The organism is Hydrogenoanaerobacterium saccharovorans (genome assembly GCF_016901815.1).
Classification (GTDB): domain Bacteria; phylum Bacillota; class Clostridia; order Oscillospirales; family Ruminococcaceae; genus Avimicrobium; species Avimicrobium caecorum.
In genome coordinates, this window is record NZ_JACSNR010000001.1 from 105,662 (window position 1) to 121,445 (window position 15,784).

General features: G+C 57.5%; 15 protein-coding genes. All 15 read right to left on the reverse strand.

Annotated features, from left to right (window positions below):
* Window positions 1-36: 36 nt before the first annotated feature.
* Window positions 37-1,044, reverse strand: coding sequence for a phospho-N-acetylmuramoyl-pentapeptide-transferase (mraY, locus tag H9X81_RS00550; RefSeq protein ID WP_204719210.1), 1,008 nt, complete (start codon window positions 1,042-1,044; stop codon window positions 37-39).
* A 45-nt stretch (window positions 1,045-1,089) separates the two neighbouring features.
* Window positions 1,090-2,463: a UDP-N-acetylmuramoyl-tripeptide--D-alanyl-D-alanine ligase gene (locus tag H9X81_RS00555; RefSeq protein WP_204719211.1), complete on the reverse strand. Its 1,374-nt coding sequence runs from the start codon at window positions 2,461-2,463 to the stop codon at window positions 1,090-1,092.
* Window positions 2,464-2,470: 7 nt separating this feature from the next.
* On the reverse strand, window positions 2,471-3,934 hold the full coding sequence (locus tag H9X81_RS00560) for a UDP-N-acetylmuramoyl-L-alanyl-D-glutamate--2,6-diaminopimelate ligase (protein WP_191391705.1): 1,464 nt from the start codon (window positions 3,932-3,934) through the stop codon (window positions 2,471-2,473).
* A gap of 30 nt (window positions 3,935-3,964) precedes the next feature.
* Window positions 3,965-6,088: a penicillin-binding transpeptidase domain-containing protein gene (locus H9X81_RS00565; RefSeq protein WP_204719212.1), complete on the reverse strand. Its 2,124-nt coding sequence runs from the start codon at window positions 6,086-6,088 to the stop codon at window positions 3,965-3,967.
* A gap of 223 nt (window positions 6,089-6,311) precedes the next feature.
* A complete protein-coding gene (locus H9X81_RS00570; protein WP_177504037.1) occupies window positions 6,312-6,812 on the reverse strand; it encodes a hypothetical protein in 501 nt (166 codons plus the stop codon).
* 53 nt (window positions 6,813-6,865) lie between these two features.
* The gene (rsmH, locus tag H9X81_RS00575) at window positions 6,866-7,792 is read right to left on the reverse strand and encodes a 16S rRNA (cytosine(1402)-N(4))-methyltransferase RsmH (protein ID WP_204719213.1); all 927 of its coding nucleotides are present in this window, start codon (window positions 7,790-7,792) and stop codon (window positions 6,866-6,868) included.
* 18 nt (window positions 7,793-7,810) lie between these two features.
* Window positions 7,811-8,230 (reverse strand): division/cell wall cluster transcriptional repressor MraZ, encoded by a 420-nt coding sequence (gene mraZ / locus H9X81_RS00580; RefSeq protein ID WP_191391707.1) that lies wholly within the window; start codon window positions 8,228-8,230, stop codon window positions 7,811-7,813.
* Between the two features lie 468 nt (window positions 8,231-8,698).
* Window positions 8,699-9,511, reverse strand: a complete 813-nt coding sequence (locus H9X81_RS00585) for a YitT family protein (RefSeq protein WP_345941509.1) — start codon at window positions 9,509-9,511, stop codon at window positions 8,699-8,701.
* A gap of 351 nt (window positions 9,512-9,862) precedes the next feature.
* Window positions 9,863-11,089, reverse strand: coding sequence for a peptidase U32 family protein (locus H9X81_RS00590; protein WP_204719214.1), 1,227 nt, complete (start codon window positions 11,087-11,089; stop codon window positions 9,863-9,865).
* 26 nt (window positions 11,090-11,115) lie between these two features.
* A complete protein-coding gene (gene mltG / locus H9X81_RS00595) occupies window positions 11,116-12,201 on the reverse strand; it encodes an endolytic transglycosylase MltG (protein ID WP_204719215.1) in 1,086 nt (361 codons plus the stop codon).
* A 40-nt stretch (window positions 12,202-12,241) separates the two neighbouring features.
* A complete protein-coding gene (locus H9X81_RS00600) occupies window positions 12,242-12,850 on the reverse strand; it encodes a 5-formyltetrahydrofolate cyclo-ligase (RefSeq protein WP_191391711.1) in 609 nt (202 codons plus the stop codon).
* 95 nt (window positions 12,851-12,945) lie between these two features.
* Window positions 12,946-13,656: a dTMP kinase gene (locus H9X81_RS00605; RefSeq protein WP_204719216.1), complete on the reverse strand. Its 711-nt coding sequence runs from the start codon at window positions 13,654-13,656 to the stop codon at window positions 12,946-12,948.
* Window positions 13,640-14,431 (reverse strand): FAD-dependent thymidylate synthase, encoded by a 792-nt coding sequence (thyX, locus tag H9X81_RS00610; RefSeq protein ID WP_177504052.1) that lies wholly within the window; start codon window positions 14,429-14,431, stop codon window positions 13,640-13,642. Before thyX ends, H9X81_RS00605 begins: the two co-directional genes overlap by 17 nt.
* 92 nt (window positions 14,432-14,523) lie before the next feature.
* Window positions 14,524-15,417, reverse strand: a complete 894-nt coding sequence (locus tag H9X81_RS00615; RefSeq protein ID WP_243423875.1) for a hypothetical protein — start codon at window positions 15,415-15,417, stop codon at window positions 14,524-14,526.
* A gap of 160 nt (window positions 15,418-15,577) precedes the next feature.
* A complete protein-coding gene (locus H9X81_RS00620) occupies window positions 15,578-15,763 on the reverse strand; it encodes a hypothetical protein (protein WP_191391714.1) in 186 nt (61 codons plus the stop codon).
* Window positions 15,764-15,784: the final 21 nt, after the last annotated feature.

Sequence of the window (15,784 nt, forward strand, 5' to 3'; positions counted from 1 at the left end):
AGCCAAATCAGCTTCCCTCCGTTTGCATTCCAAAAATCAGATAAAGCGCACTGCCAGCACAGCCAGGACAGCGCCCACCGCGGTGACAGCAGAAAAAGCAAAGTCGATCTTCACTTCACTCAGCCCGCACATCTCAAAGTGATGATGGATAGGGCTCATTTTGAAGATCCGCTTGCCGGTGGTCTTGAAGGAGACGACCTGCAGCACCACCGACATGGATTCACAGATATAGATGATCCCCAGGAAGGCGAGGATCAGGGGCATGCCCACACCGAAGGCCAGACCGGTGACCATACCGCCCAGGAACATGGAACCGGTATCGCCCATGAACACCTTGGCGGGATAGAAGTTCCAGACCAGGAAGCCCAGGCAGGCAGCAGCCAGCGCTGTGGACAGCAGGTTGATGCCTCCGAAGCCCATGGCTGCGGACACCATCATGAAGCCCAGTGCCGATACACAGGTCACCGAACCGCACAGACCATCCAGGCCATCGGTGAGGTTGACCGAGTTGGTGATATAGACGATGCCCACCACACACAGCGGGAAGTAGACAAGTCCCAGGTCGAGCTGACCCAGGAAGGGAATGATCAGCACGGTGGAAGTATCCCCGGCGGTGTAGAGGATCAGCATATACAGTCCTGCCGCCACAAACTGCATAATGAGCTTCTGGATGGCAGTCAGACCGAGATTGCGTTTTTTCACTACCTTAATATAGTCGTCAACAAAGCCGATTATACCAAAAGATACCGCCAGCAGGATGGTGCCCCAGTACCGGGCGATCTCCACCTGTGTGCCATGCCAGAGGTCATTTTCCCCCTGGCTCAGCATGAAGTATCCCACCACCGACGCGATGAGAATGGCAAAAATGAATATGAAGCCGCCCATGGTGGGGGTGCCCTGCTTATTCTTGTGCCAGCTGGGGCCGATGTCCAGAATGGTCTGTCCAAAGTGCAGCTTGTGCAGATAGGGAATCAGAAAATATCCGCTGACTGCCGACACCGCAAAGCCAATGGCTGCCACAGCCAGTATTGCTGTTGTATTCATCGAAGAAACTCTCCTGTAATTTTGGTTTTATCCTGGCTGCAGGGCCTATTCCGCATCGGGAAAGACAGCCCGCAGTACCTCCTCCAGATTCATGAGCAGACTGCCCTTGAACCAGACAATATCCCCGGGACGGACTGCTTCCCGCACCGCCTGAGTCAGAGCCGGACGGTCGGGGTATTCCCGGGCATCCGAAAGACCGGCGGCATTGGCTCCCTCCACATAGAGATGGGACTGGGGGCCATAGACCAGCAGCTTGTCCGCCACCCGGGCCGCATGCTGTCCGATGGCCCGATGGGACTCATCCGACGCGCTTCCCAGCTCCCGCATATCCGCAAAGACACAGATCTTCCGGCCTTCGCATTCCATGCCGGACAGCGTATCCAGAGCGGCATTCATCGAATCCGGGGCGGCGTTGTAGCAGTCCTCCACCACCTTGATGCCGTTCCAGAGCCGCACCCGCTGGCGCATTCCCGAAATGGCATACCCGGACAGGGCCTCAGCGGCCTCCTCGGGAGTCATGCCGGCTTCGATTCCCACCAGGAACCCAGCCAGGGCATTCATGGCATTGTGCCGGCCCATGGCAGGAATCCGGGCAGGATAGCGTCCGTCCTTCCAGACGATGACAAAGCGGGTCTCCCCTTCGCCGGTGACGATTTCCTCAGCCCGGGCATCCAGCTCCGGTGCCTCTATGCCGTAGCGCAGCACCCGGAGCCGGGGGATCTCCACAGTGGAGAGCAGGTCGTTGTCCCCGCAGAGGATCAGCGGGCTGCCGTCTGCCATGCCCTCGGTGATCTCCAGCTTGGCTGCCAGGATATTCTCCCGGGTGCCCAGCCGTTCCAGATGGGATACACCCACATTGGTGATGACGCCGATGTCCGGTTTTACCACCGCAGTCAGGCGGCTGATGTCCCCACGGGCGTCCATACCCATCTCAAACACACCGGCCTGATAGCTGGGGTCCAGCTCAAAGACTGTGACCGGCAGGCCGAACTCATTGTTGTGATTGCCCTGGGATTTGAGGGTCTTGTACCGGGCAGACAGCACCGCCGCGATAAAGTCCTTGGTGGTGGTTTTGCCCACGCTGCCGGTGACACCCACCGTCAGCAGGGAATAGCGCCTGCGATAGGCTGCCGCAATCGCCAGCGGCGCATAGAAGGTGTTCTCCACCCGCAGCAGACGGCTCTCCTCCTCGGGAGCGAGGCCCTCCACCGGCTTCTGTACCGCTGCCAGACGGGCACCGCCGCGCAGTGCTGCCGCCACATAACGGTGACCATCGGTGCGCTCGCCCTCCAGTGCCACAAACAGACAGTTCCCCGAGAGATCCCGGGAATCGGTGGAGATGTGGTCGATTGCCACATCTTCCCCATGATATTCTGCATTCAGTGCCTTTGCGATTTCATAGGCTGACATCTGTTCCATAACTGTATTACTTCTCCGATCCTTCGGTTCTCTGCCGGGCAATCTTACGGGAAAGCTCCCCTACAATTTCTTTTTCATTGAAATAGTTCGCTCCGCTTGCCAGAACCTGGTAGTCCTCATGGCCTTTGCCCAGCAATAAGAGTATATCACCTTCCCCGCAGGTTTCAAGCGCATATTCGATGGCTTCGTACCGGTCGGAGATAATTTTGTACGGTTTGCCGCTGGCAGTGAGACCGGGAAGGGCATCATTGATGATTTTCTCCTCCGGCTCCTCCCGGGGGTTATCCGAGGTGAGGATCACAAAGTCGGCATACTTTGCCACTGCTGCCGCCATGGCAGGGCGCTTGGAGCTGTCCCGGAGCCCCGGGCAGCCGAACAGCACCACCATGCGGTCATCGGTGATGCCCCGGACGGTGGACAGCACATTGTCAATGCCGTCAGGGGTGTGGGCATAGTCCCGGATCACAGTAAAGCCCAGGGCGTTGGGCACGACCTCGAACCGTCCCGGCACACCGGCGCAGTCCGCCAGGTCTGCCGCCGCCTGCGCCATGGGGACGCCTGCCTCGGTCACTGCCGCCAGGGCTCCCAGTGCATTGTGGATGGAGAAGTCCCCCGGAGTGGAGATATTTACCTTCTCCAGCTCGCCGCCGTGCAGCACCACAAAGCTGCTGCCGTCCGAACGGATGCGGATATTCCCCGCCAGATAGTCGGCGGTGTCGTCCTTGTCCGAGATGGTCACAGTGCGGCAGGAGAGCTCCTCTGCCAGGATGCGTCCATGCTCGTCATCGATATTCAGCACGGCTGTGTCACACCGGTCAAAGAGCTTGCGCTTGGCGGCGAAATACTCCTCCATGGTGTGGTGATAGTCCAGATGGTCCAGGGTCAGGTTGGTGAACACCGCCACATCAAAGTGGATACCATCCGCCCGGTGCTGATCCAGCGCATGGGAGGATACCTCCATCGCCACATATTCACAGCCGGCTGCCCGCATCTTCGCCAGCATCGACTGGAGCTGATAGGGGTCCGGTGTGGTGAACTTTGCCGGCAGTACCAGGTCGCCGATCTCATTCTGTACCGTGCCGATCAGTCCGGTGCGGTGCCCCGCCGCAGTGAGCAGGTGCTTGATGAGAAAGACGCTGGTGGTCTTGCCGTTGGTGCCGGTGACGCCGATCATCTTCATGGAATCTGCCGGGCGTCCGAAGAAGTTGGCACAGAGCAGCGGATAGGCCGCATGGGTATCCTCCACCCGGATCTGCCGTGGAAGTCCCAGGTCCCGGTCCACTACCACAGCGGCTGCACCCAGTTCCAGTGCCTTTGCGGCAAAGTCGTGGCCGTCGAACCGCTGTCCCTTCTGACAGACATAGACCCAACCCGGTTCCAGCTGACGGGAGTCCGCAGTCAGACCGACAATTTCACATTCCGGGGCTTCCCCTTCCCAGGTGATCCCCTCCAGCAGTTTTGTAAGAAGCATGATAGACCCTCCCGGTCCTTGTAGCGTTTTTTAATCCGGCAGGGCATTTCCCTGCACTTCAAAGGTGACGGTGATGACGGTGCCGATCTCGGCATTTTCGCCTGCCTCAATGGACTGGCTCACTGCCACACAGCCCTCGTGCTCGATGCTCTCGCCCTCGATCTTGATATTGAAGCCGGCATTGAGGATCATACGGTTGGCCTCATTGCCCGACTTGCCGATGACATAGGGCACCGCGGCCGTCTGTCTTTCGGTTTCCTCCGTGTAGAGCACAACGGTGCCGCCGCCGGGGATGGGCATTGCCGCACCCGGGGTCTGGTCCACAACTGTGGTGCCGTTGCCCACTACCCGGTACTGCAGACCAGCCTGCACCAGATTGGTCTGGGCCTCCTGGAGGCCATAGTTGATCAGATAGGGTGTTGCCATATCAGCCGAGGAGAGCTGCTCCTCGGTGTAGTTGGGCTCGAAGCCCAGATAGGGCAGAATATCCGCCAGAATATTGCCCACAACCGGCGCGGCGATAACCGAACCGTACTGGTTGTTCTTCTGAGGCTCATCCAGCATGACCAGCACAGCGATCTCAGGATCGTCTGCCGGGGCAAAGCCATAGAAGGAAAGGATGATGTCATCGCCTTCCTGGTCCAGCTTCTGGGAGGTACCGGTCTTACCACCGATGCGGTAGCCGGGCACAGCAGCACGGGCACCCGAACCGCCCTCGCCGCTGACAACCTGCTCCGCATAGGAGGCGATGAGAGCCGAGGTCTCTTCGGAGATGACCTGGCGCACCACCACCGGCTCGGTATTGGAAACCACATTGCCGTCGCTGTCCAGCACCTGGGAAACGATATAGGGCTGCATCAGGTAGCCGCCGTTGACCGAGGCATTGACCGCCGTCATCAGCTGCAGGGCAGTGACCTTGAAGGTCTGACCGAAGGATGCCGACGAAAGGGACGCCATGTTTTCATTCATCATGGTCTCCCGGCTGTGCATGATGCTGGTGGCCTCGCCGGGGAGGTCCACGCCGGTGATGTCATAGAGGCCGAACTTATCCAGGTACTCCATGAACAGTTCCGCGCCCAGGGCCTGACCGGTCATGATAAAGGCCGGGTTGCAGGAACCCTTGATAGCGCCTACAAAGTCGATGGCACCGTGACCGCCGATCTTCCAGCAGGAGATCCGGTTGCCCGCTACCTCGATATAGCCCGGGCAGTAGAACGGGGTGGAACCGGTGACTGTGCCGGTCTCCAGCGCCGCCGACGCGGTGATCAGCTTGAATACCGATCCCGGTTCATAGGGGTCGGAAATGGCCTTGTTCCGCCACTGGGCCATCTGGGCTTCACCCAGGGCTGTATAGTATTCGTCCAGTTTCTCCTCGTCGTCGCCGGCTTCCTCTTTCATTTCGTCCAGCTCCGCCTTGGTATTGGTATCGTAAATCTCACTGGGGTTGTTGGGGTCAAAGTCCGGCTTGGTGGACATGCCCAGAATCTCGCCGGTCTTGACATTCATCACAATGCCCACAGCACGGTTCTGCACCTCATGCTCCTGTACGGCATTTTCCAGGTGCTTTTCCAGATAGTGCTGCACTGTTTCATCGATGGTCAGCACCAGGCTCTGTCCGTCCTCCGCATCGTAGATCTGCTGCTCACTGAAGGGCATGGCAGTTCCCTTGGCGTTGCGCACCGAGGCGATGACGCCGTTGGTACCGGACAGGGTCTTGTTGTAATAGGCTTCCAGGCCATAGGCGCCGGTGCCGTCATTGCCGGTAAAGCCCAGCACAGTGGACGCCAGGTTGCCATAGGGATAATAGCGCATGGTATCTTCGCTGAGATAGATGCCCTTGATGTCATTTTCCTTGATGAAGGCTGTCACTTCATCGGCGGTGTCATTGTCCACCTTCTTCTTGATGGTCTCATTATACCGCCAGGTCTTGAGCGATTTTTCATAGACCATGTCGTAATCCACATCGAGGATCTCCGAAAGGCCCGAGGCCACCAGCTCCCGCTGGTCCTCCTCCATCTCCGCCGGCGAAATGAATACCGTCCAGACGGTGACGCTCTTGGCAAGTGTTTTCATATTGCGGTCATAGATATTGCCGCGGTTGGCGGAAATGGATGTGGAATACATCTGCTGACTGCTGGCTTTTTCCTTCCACATATCCGCCTGGACCACCTGCAAATAAAACAGACGGATTATAAGAATGGCAAAGCCTGCGCCCAGCGTCATGATAATCAGCCGTGTGCGCGACCCGAACAGTCTTGAACCCATGCCTTTCTGCTCCAATGCGCTGCCTCCCTGCAAATTGTGATAAAATCCGAAATTTCCCGTGAAAAGAAATCAAGAGTTAAGGACAGACACGGTTCTTAACTCTCAATTCAACTTAATTTTTATTGAAACTGATCCTCAGATATTCCAAAGCGGAACCGATCGTATCTGTAATTTCCTCCAGGATCGAAGCTCCTGACGGTGTGCTTTCGTTGGTCACGATCTTATCGCCGCCGCAGCGGTTGACATAGGTGACCTGATACGGCTCCAGCTCGGAGAGCCCCAGCTCGTTTTTAGCAATGTCCTCAATGTTCCGCAGCGACATCCGGCTTTCGATGGAGGTCTGCAGACGCTCATTCTCTGCCAGAAGCATCTGGTGCTTTTCCTGGGCCTCTGCCACCTGATCGCTGAGCTCGGTCAGCACTGCGTTGCTGTACAGCAGCATACACAGGGATACGGTCAGCAGAACCACCAGACCCACTGCCTTTGCCAGCATCTTGGGCCGGGCCAGTTCCTCCTGACTGTGCTGCGCTACTACCCGTACCTTCGGCGACTGTTCTGCCTGTCGTTTGGGCTTGGGCTCGTATATTGAAAGATCGTATGCTGCGCTCTGCATGGCGGCTCACTCCCTTGTATCGTAAGACCGGTTTTTTCTCCGGCCTTGATGTCCTATATTCGTTCACATACCCGCAGCTTGGCGCTGTGGCTCCGGTTATTTTCTGCCAGTTCCTCCTCCGAGGGAAGAATCGGCTTGCGGGTAATCAGTCTGGCCTGCGGGGTACGCCCGCATACGCACACCGGAAAGTCCGGCGGACAGATGCACCCCTTTGCCAAGTCGGCAAATTTCTGCTTGACCATGCGGTCCTCCAGCGAATGGAAGGTGATGATGGCAAAGCGTCCGCCCGGTGCCAGACAGTCAAACGCACGGTCCAGACACTGGGACAGATGATCCAGCTCGCTGTTCACCGCAATGCGGATGGCCTGGAAAGTCCGTTTTGCCGGATGACCGCCCTCCCGCCGGGCCGGAGCCGGGATCGACTCCTTGATGATCTCCACCAGCTGGAAGGTGGTTTCGATGGGGGCCTGTTCCCGGTGCTTCTCAATGTTCCGGGCTATCTTATAGGCAAACCGCTCCTCCCCATATTCCCGAAGGATGCGGGTCAGCTCGTCCACACTGTAAGTGTTCACAATGTCCCGGGCGGAAAGTCCGCTCTGGCTCATGCGCATATCCAGCGGCGCGTCCACATTGTAGGAAAATCCCCGTTCGCCCCGGTCCAGCTGATGGGAGGATACTCCCAGATCCAACAGGATTCCATTGACCTGAGGGATCTCCAGCTCCGCCAGGATGCGATCCATATCGGCGAAGTCCCCCTGCACCACCTGAGCACAGGGATAGGGCGCCAGCCGCTCGGTGGCAGCCGCGATGGCATCCGGGTCCTTGTCAATGGCGATGAGGCGTCCGGTGGTCAGGCGTTTGGCGATCTCCCGGGAATGTCCGGCGCCGCCGGCTGTGCCGTCCACATAGATGCCGTCAGGAGCGATATTCAGCGCCTCAACGCACTCATTGAGCAGCACTGAGTAATGACTAAATTCCATGTCTTTGTTCCTCCTGCGTCAGAATCCCAGTTCGTCCATGGCAGCAGCCACATCGTCTGCCGAAACCTCGCTGCACAGGGCCTGATACTGGGCTGTATCCCAGATCTCCGCCCGCACCGAGGCACCTACTACGGTGACATCCTTGTCCAGATGGGCATATTCCCGCAGGTTGGCGGGAATGAGGATGCGTCCCTGCTTATCCGGTTCCACTTCCACCGCACCGGCAAAGAAGAACCGCTGCAGGGTCCGGGAACGGCTCATGGGCAGAGCCTTGATCTTGGCCTCCAGTTCCGCCCATTCACTGAGCGAATAGACAAACAGACAGTTGTCCAGGCCCTTGGTGACAATGAACTTGTCCCCGAGATCTTCCCGCAGGCGCGCCGGAAAGTGAAGGCGGCCCTTGAGGTCTATACTGGGATTGTATTCCCCGATCAGCATCGCCTTCACCCCCTTTTTGGTGAGAAGAACACCACTTCTCCCCACTTTTACCCACTTACTTAAGTTAATTATACTCATGCTTGGGTTAAATTGCAAGACTCTTTTACCAATTCATGAAAGTTTTTTGAATGGAAAATTATGTGCAAAAAGCGGACGAAACCTCAGAAAAATACACTTTGCCTTGTAATATATTCCAAAAAGAACATATATTCGCATTCCCTCTTTCCTGGATGCGGTGTTTTTATTTTTCCAGTTATGGTAAAATATGTAATATATCAAACCACAATATATAGTGGCGCAATGAACCTCTTCCGGCTCGAAAAAGACCTCTTTCCACCACATTCGACTGATTTCTGCATGAAATATGTCACAGGACGCAAAAAACCGGCCCTCCATACGGAGAGCCGGTTCATGGATATGCCATAAAGGCCGGTGCAATATTTCCAGCCGGAATTGGGCCGGATGGGATCAGTTTCCGCCCCGGAAGCCCTTGCCGATCACCTGGCTGGTGTTGGTAATAACCACAAAGGCATGGGGATCGGCTTCCCGGATCACACGCTGAAGCCGGCTGCCCTGCTGACGGCCCATGGTGGTCATGATGACGGTGTGGTCCTGGTGGGTATAGATGCCCTCTGCCCGGTAGGTGGAGGCCGAACGGTTCAGATCTTCCACAATGAACCGGCAGATGGGATCGGGATTATCGGTGATGATGGTGAAGGACTTGCTCAGGTTCATGTTCTCCATCACGAAGTTGACGGTCAGGCTCTTGGTACCCAGACCCAGCAGGGAGAACAGTCCGGTGGTGGCGCCGAAGGCCGGGAAGGCAGCGGCGGCGATGAAGAAGTCCGCCAGGAACAGGGCGCTGCCGATGTCGGCGCTGGTGTACTTCTTGAGGATCATGGCGATGATGTCGGTGCCGCCGGTGGAAGCGCCCACATTGAACAGTACTGCCGCACCCACCGAGGGCAGCAGCACGCCGAAGATCAGTTCCAGCAGGGGCTGATCGGTCAGGGGTTGGCTCATGGGGAACAGGACCTCAAACAGGCTGAGGAAAGCGGACATGGACACGGTGACATAGGCGGTGCTGACACCGAAGCTCTTGCCGAGCATCACAGCGCCCAGGACAAGCAGGGCCAGGTTGAGCACCCAGTTGATGCCGCCCAGCGAAAGCTCGGGGAAGTAATGGCCCAGCACAACGGTGATACCGCTGACGCCGCCAAAGGAGAAGTGGTTGGGGTATTTGAAGAAGTAAGCGCCCACTGCAGTGATGAACGCTCCCACATTCCAGATCAGAAATGTTTTGAGATTTTCTCGGCTGAAAAGCTTCTGCATTGATTTCATGTGACACCTCAAAGATTCACTTGCTGTTTGCTATTTTGGAAAACAGTATGATTATACACATTTCCCCGGCAACTGCAAGTACTTTCGCAGCACTTCTTCGATTTTTGCAGGAAAACAGTCATTTTAGATAAAACATCCCCCTTCCCGCCCCGGGGAATCACCGTTCTGCGCATCAGCTTTGCAGCCTGATAAAGTCACAGCTATACGGGTTTCCGGCAATTTCCGGTAATTGCAGGATTTCCGTCATTTCAGAGCAGAAAAACAGGAGAGCCAACGCTCTCCTGTCCTGGGTCAATCAGTTTTTTTCTTGCGGATGATGGTTCCCTGGGTGAAGGAGCCCTCGGGACAGGGCATGGAGAAGGCCATCATGGCATGGGGTGCCGCGGGAACCGACTCCCCTTCCCCATTGCGGATCTCCGCCACTGTCAGCTTGTAAGGGGGCTGACCGGGCTCGAGGATCTCCACCTCGTCCCCCACAGCGAACCGGTTGCGCTGGGTACCATAGAGCCAGCCATCGGCACAGTGATCCACCACAGCCACAATATCGCATTCCCGTACATAGCCGCCGGACAGATAGCACTGATCCGGGCGTCCGTAATAGAAGCCGGTGCAGTACTCCCGGTGGCTGACCTTGTAGACTTCCTCTGCCAGCCAGCCCGCCAGGTGGTAATTCTCAGGATCAGCCACATACTGATCCACTGCCTGCCGGTAGGCATTGGTCACCACCGACACATAGTAGGCACTCTTGGCCCGGCCCTCGATCTTCAGCGAGGTGATGCCGGCATCCACCAGGTCATCGATATGGTCGATCATCGACATATCCTTGGCATTGAGAATATAGGAGCCATGCTCGTCCTCAAAGATGGGGAAATACTGTCCCGGACGCTTCTCCTCCATGAGATAGTAGCTCCAGCGGCAGGGCTGGGCACATTCGCCCCGGTTGGCGTCCCGTCCGGTGAGGTAGTTGGAGAGCAGGCACCGTCCCGAGAAGGACATGCACATGGCGCCATGCACAAAGCATTCGATCTCCAGGTCCGCAGGGGTGCGCCGGCGGATCTCCCGGATGGTCTCCAGCGGCAGTTCCCGGGCCAGTACCACCCGCTTGGCGCCGAGCTTGTAGAGCTCATTGGCGGTGAGGTAGTTCACCACACCGGTCTGGGTGGAGATGTGAATGTCGATCTGCGGCACCAGACGGCGGGCCATCATCAGAATGCCCACATCTGCCACGATCAGCGCATCCACTCCGGCATCCGCTGCCCGTAGCAGGAACTCCTCCAGCTGGTCTGCCTCCTCATTGGTGGGCAGGATATTGCAGGTGAGGTACACCCGCACCCCATGCTCATGGGCAAACTTGACGCCGGCCCGGAGCTCCTCTTCGTTGAAGTTGCCGGCATTGGCACGCATCCCGAAGCTGGTCGCTCCCAGATAGACCGCGTCCGCACCGTATTTGACCGCAGCCTGCAGCCGCTCAAAATCGCCGGCTGGCGCCAGCACCTCCGGTTTGATCCGATTGCTCATTCTGATGCTTTCCCTCCTGTTTTCAGTCAGATCCCCGCATCCCGGATATTGGCCTCATGCTCTGCCAGTGTCTGGGCATACAGGAAATTGCCGTCCTTATCGGTAATGAAGTAATAGTAGTCATGCTCTGCCGGGTAGAGCGCTGCCTTCAGCGCGTCTTCACCCGGGCTGCAGATCGGCCCCACTGGCAGTCCGTTGTGGACATAGGTATTGTAGAGCTGATCATAAAAGTCCTCGGTATCGCTGCCGGCATAGGGCAGGATCTCGTCCCGGATATAAAAGACTGTCACATCCGACTGGAGCTTGGGATAGTTTGCCGGGTCATTCAGACGGTTATGGAATACCCCCGACACATTCGCCATCTCAGACGGATAGGAACACTCGGCCTGGATCACCGAAGCCAGGGTCACCACCTCATCGATGGTCATGCCCATTTCCTCGGCACGGTCCCGGATCTCCTGATCCACGATCTGCTCGAATCGGTCCAGGAACCGGGCCGCAACACTGGCAGGCGCTTCCCCGAGATAGAAATCATAGGTATCCGGGAAGATATAGCCCTCCAGACGGTGATAGCGGTCATCGTCCGGCAGTTCCGCCACAAAGTCGTACTGACTCAGGTCGGCAGTATCCAGATAGTCCAGGAACTCATCTGCCGGGCAGACACCCTTTTCCTCCAGCAGATCCGCGATCTCCCGCAGGGAGAGACCCTCCGGGAAGGTGACCCGTGCCACATCTTCCCGCTCGCTGCCGGCAGACAGGGCCTCGACGATCTCGGCATAGCTCATATCCGAACGCAGCACATAGCTGCCCGGCTTGAGCCCCACTCCGGCACCGGTCATACGCATATAATAATAGAATACCGTCTTATGGCTGATAATGCCGTCTTCAGCCAGCTGAGCGGCGATCTGTCTGCCGGAACTGCCGGATGGGATCTTGACTGTCACCTCTGCGCTGCTCTGGAAGCTGCCGCTGTAATCCGCCCAGATATGGACGCCATAGACAGCGCCTGCCAGCACCAGTGCCGCCAGACAAATCGCCAGTATTCTGCCTTTCTTCTTTTTGACCGGACGCTCCCGCCGTCTTGTGCGGCGGCGCTGATTTTCTTCGTTCATTTCATTCTCCTTGGATCATGGGTAGTTCTTCCGGCGGGACTCAGTCCCGGCCATGGAGCCGGCTGCGGTCGGTGAGCCGGAAAAAGCTCTCGGTTACGATCATATCCACCGGAATATCATACCGTCCATAGTGCAGGAACCGCAGGATATTGCGCCGGTAGGTAATGCCGATCTTATAGCCGTCATAGCCGGACAGGAAACGGTCATAATACCCGCCGCCATATCCCAGCCGGTAGCCCTTGAGATCATACATCAGTGCCGGAACAATGCACAGGCTCCCGGTAAAATCGGTGAGTTTCTCACACCCCGGCACCTTGGGCTCCAATACGCCGAAGGTACGCTTTTCCAGGTCATCCAGACTGTGAATCCGATAGAATTCCATCTGCCGGGTGCCTTCCACACACCGGGGACAGGCCACCTGTTTGCCATCTGCCAGAGCCCGCTGAATCAGTGGAATGGTATCCACTTCGATGGGCTTGGAAACATAGCACAGCAGAGTCTGCGCCTCCCGGTACTGGTACAGCGAACAGATCCGGTCGGTGATCTGCCGGTCCATCTGTGCCTTCTCCTCCGGGTCCATGCCCCGCCGCATGGCTTTGGCCTTGTCCCGCAGCGAATTCTTATAAGCACGGATATCCACTTTGCGCATCGGTTTCACCCCTTTTTTTGCATTCTCTCCTGGCAGTTTGCCTTGATTTTGTTACCAGTATACTATACCGGCTGCTTTTTTGTCTACACCATGGGTCAAAATCCGTCCGATTCTGCCGGATGCTGGCAGCTTAGCCAGGCCTCCGCTTCCGCCAGCACGGCCTGGTGAATCTGCTCCGGCGGATAGGGATCGCTGCCGTCACAGCAGCGGATCACCTTCCAGCCCCAGTGCTCCGCCGCATAGAGCGCCGCGCCCCGGCAGGAGAGCAGATAGAACAGGTTGGCCTCGTGCAGATCCTTCCGGCTCTCGTCCCCGCCATACCGCTTTTCCAGCAGCCGCCGGGAGGTGTTCGGGTCCATATCCAGATAGATCACCAGTCCCGGTTCTGGCAGCCCCATGCGGGTGTATTCCAGATCCGCCAGCCAGTCCAGATAGCCATCCCACTCCTTCTGAGGGAGCTTGACCATCTGATGGCAGGCATTGGAGGTGGTGTACCGGTCCGCCAGAATCAGCCGGCCTTCCTTACAGTCCCGGCTCCAGTCGGTCTGGTAGGAGATATACCGGTCGATGCTGTAAAAGGTGGAGGCCGCATAGACATTGACCTCCTCCAGGCTGCCGATTTCCCCGTTCAGATACATCTGCACCGGAATGGAGGATTTGTGGGCATAGTCCGGGAAGGAGATGCGCCGCACCGGCGTTCCGGCGGCGGTGAGGCTCTCCGCCAGCAGACCGGCCTGGGTGGCCTTGCCGCTGCCGTCCAGCCCCTCGATGACGATCAGTCGGCTTGTATTACTGCTCTTCGGCATGGCGAATCCTCTCCCTCAGCTGACGGTATTCCTCCCGGACATCTGCCATTTTGCCGCAGCTCATCTTTCCCTCGGGACAGGGGCCGCTCACACAGCTCGGACCGGCGTTCACAAACAGGGTGGGCGCCACCTCCGATACCTGCCGCAGCATTTCCTTTGCCACCGCCCGGATCTCCCACTGGGCACGGTTGCAGCAGCGGTGCCGGAAGAAGTGCAGCAGCTCCCGGGCATTCATGGTCATGATCATGTTGGTGTCGGCGGCATTGGGCAGTACGAACCGGGCATCTTCAATGGCCATCTTCTCAGCCTGACGCCGGGCAGCCTTCTCCTCCATGCCCTCTGCCATCAGCTCGGCAGTGTGCCGCTCCTTGAGCCGGTCTGCCAGAGCGTCATAGGACTGGATGGCATTCTGCATGGCCTGGTTGTAGATTGCCAGGGTCTCGGGGTCCTTTTCGATCTCCGGCGGTGTGACAAAGGAGAACTGCTTCTCCCGGACATACCGCTGGCTCTGGACACTGAAGGACGCGATACGGTGCCGGGTGATCTGTGCCAGCAGCGACCGGGAAACCCCTTCAATGCCGAAGGTGAAGCTCACGTGCTCAATGGGGCTCTCGTGTCCCATCGAGGCGAGCATCTCCACAAACTCTGCCGCCTTTTCATCGGTGAGCTTGTCCAGCAGGGTATCCACGCCGGACGCGCTGTAACAGAGCTTGGCTGCCGCGGCAATATACCGCTCGGGATCGGGTGTGTGAGTGAGAAGTGTTACCTTTGCCATGCTTGTCCTCCTTGGGTTCCAGGAAAAGGGAGCCCTTTCCGGGCCCCCGTTTTCCAGTGATGGTGTGTATGGATATTTGGGAATCCTTCCCGTTACCGGTCGCAGCCGCAGGACTTCTCCTGACTGATCTCCGATGCGTTGGGCGGGAAGAAGGAATCGGTGGGGAACTTGATCTTCTTGAACAGCTCGCAGGGATCGCCGGTGGTGGGAGCTTCCGGTTCCTTGGTGGGAATGCAGAAGTCGTAGGCCGGCATGAGCATCTGTACCCGGCGCTCCATCTGGACAATGATGAAGATACCGATGGTGATCAGAACCTGCCGCTGCGAACCGCAGGAATTACAGGAATTATTGCAGCCGCACGAAGTATTGCAGCCACAGTCGGTCTGGCAGTCACAGGGGTTGCAGGAAGTACTGCAGCCGCAGGGATTGCAGGAGTTGCAGGAATTGCACGGGTTGCAGCAGCCGCAGTTATTGCCACAGCCGGTATTGCAGTCCACGATCCGGCAGCCCAGAGCCACCGGCGCGCTGACCTGCAGGCAGACCTTGGGCATACCGCCGTTCTGGTTGGTACCGTTCTGGTCGCTGCAGAATACCTTGACATTGCCTTCACTGCCGTACAGGATCATCTTGCGGGTGAAGGTGGTGACACCGGTGATGGTCACACAGGACATACCCGGCATCTGGGCCTCGAAGGTGGCCTGGAAGAAGAAGGTGATGTCCACGGTATAGAAGCCCTTGTTGAAGGGGATGGGCTCCACATCCATGTAGACATTCTCCACTTCCACTTCCTTGAGCTTGAGGGAGCAGCAGTTATTCACAATGGACTGTACATCATCCGGAAAGGTGACCTGCAGGTCCTCCAGGCAGTTCTTGTCGCTGACGCTGTCATAGACACGGTTGGTATCGATGCAGACTGCTTCCTTGAAGTTTGCACCGGGACGCACGCTGGGAACACGGCCGCAGGCGCCCTGATATGTATTAGCCATACAAAAGATCCTCCTGTCAAAATGATGAATTTGGAAAGCGTTTTTTGTTTTCCGCCTTGCTTATTATCATTCTATGGAGAGGACCAAAATGTGTGCAGAAAAGAGCCTGACCTTTTTCAGAGGAATTTCCGGGCCCACTGCCCGGTGGGAAATACCCGGTTCAGGAGTCGGAGTGCCGGCTGTCCAGCAGGGCGCCGAGGACAATGCCCCCGAGCATGCCCAGTCCGGCGCCCATGGAGATGGAGAAGGTCCAACCGGTGAAGAGATCGACCAGCACGCCGGCGGCAGTCCCGGCGATGAGGCCAAGGGCAATGCCCAGACTGAGAAAACGGTTCTTCTGTTCCATGGCAGACCTCCTGACAGACCG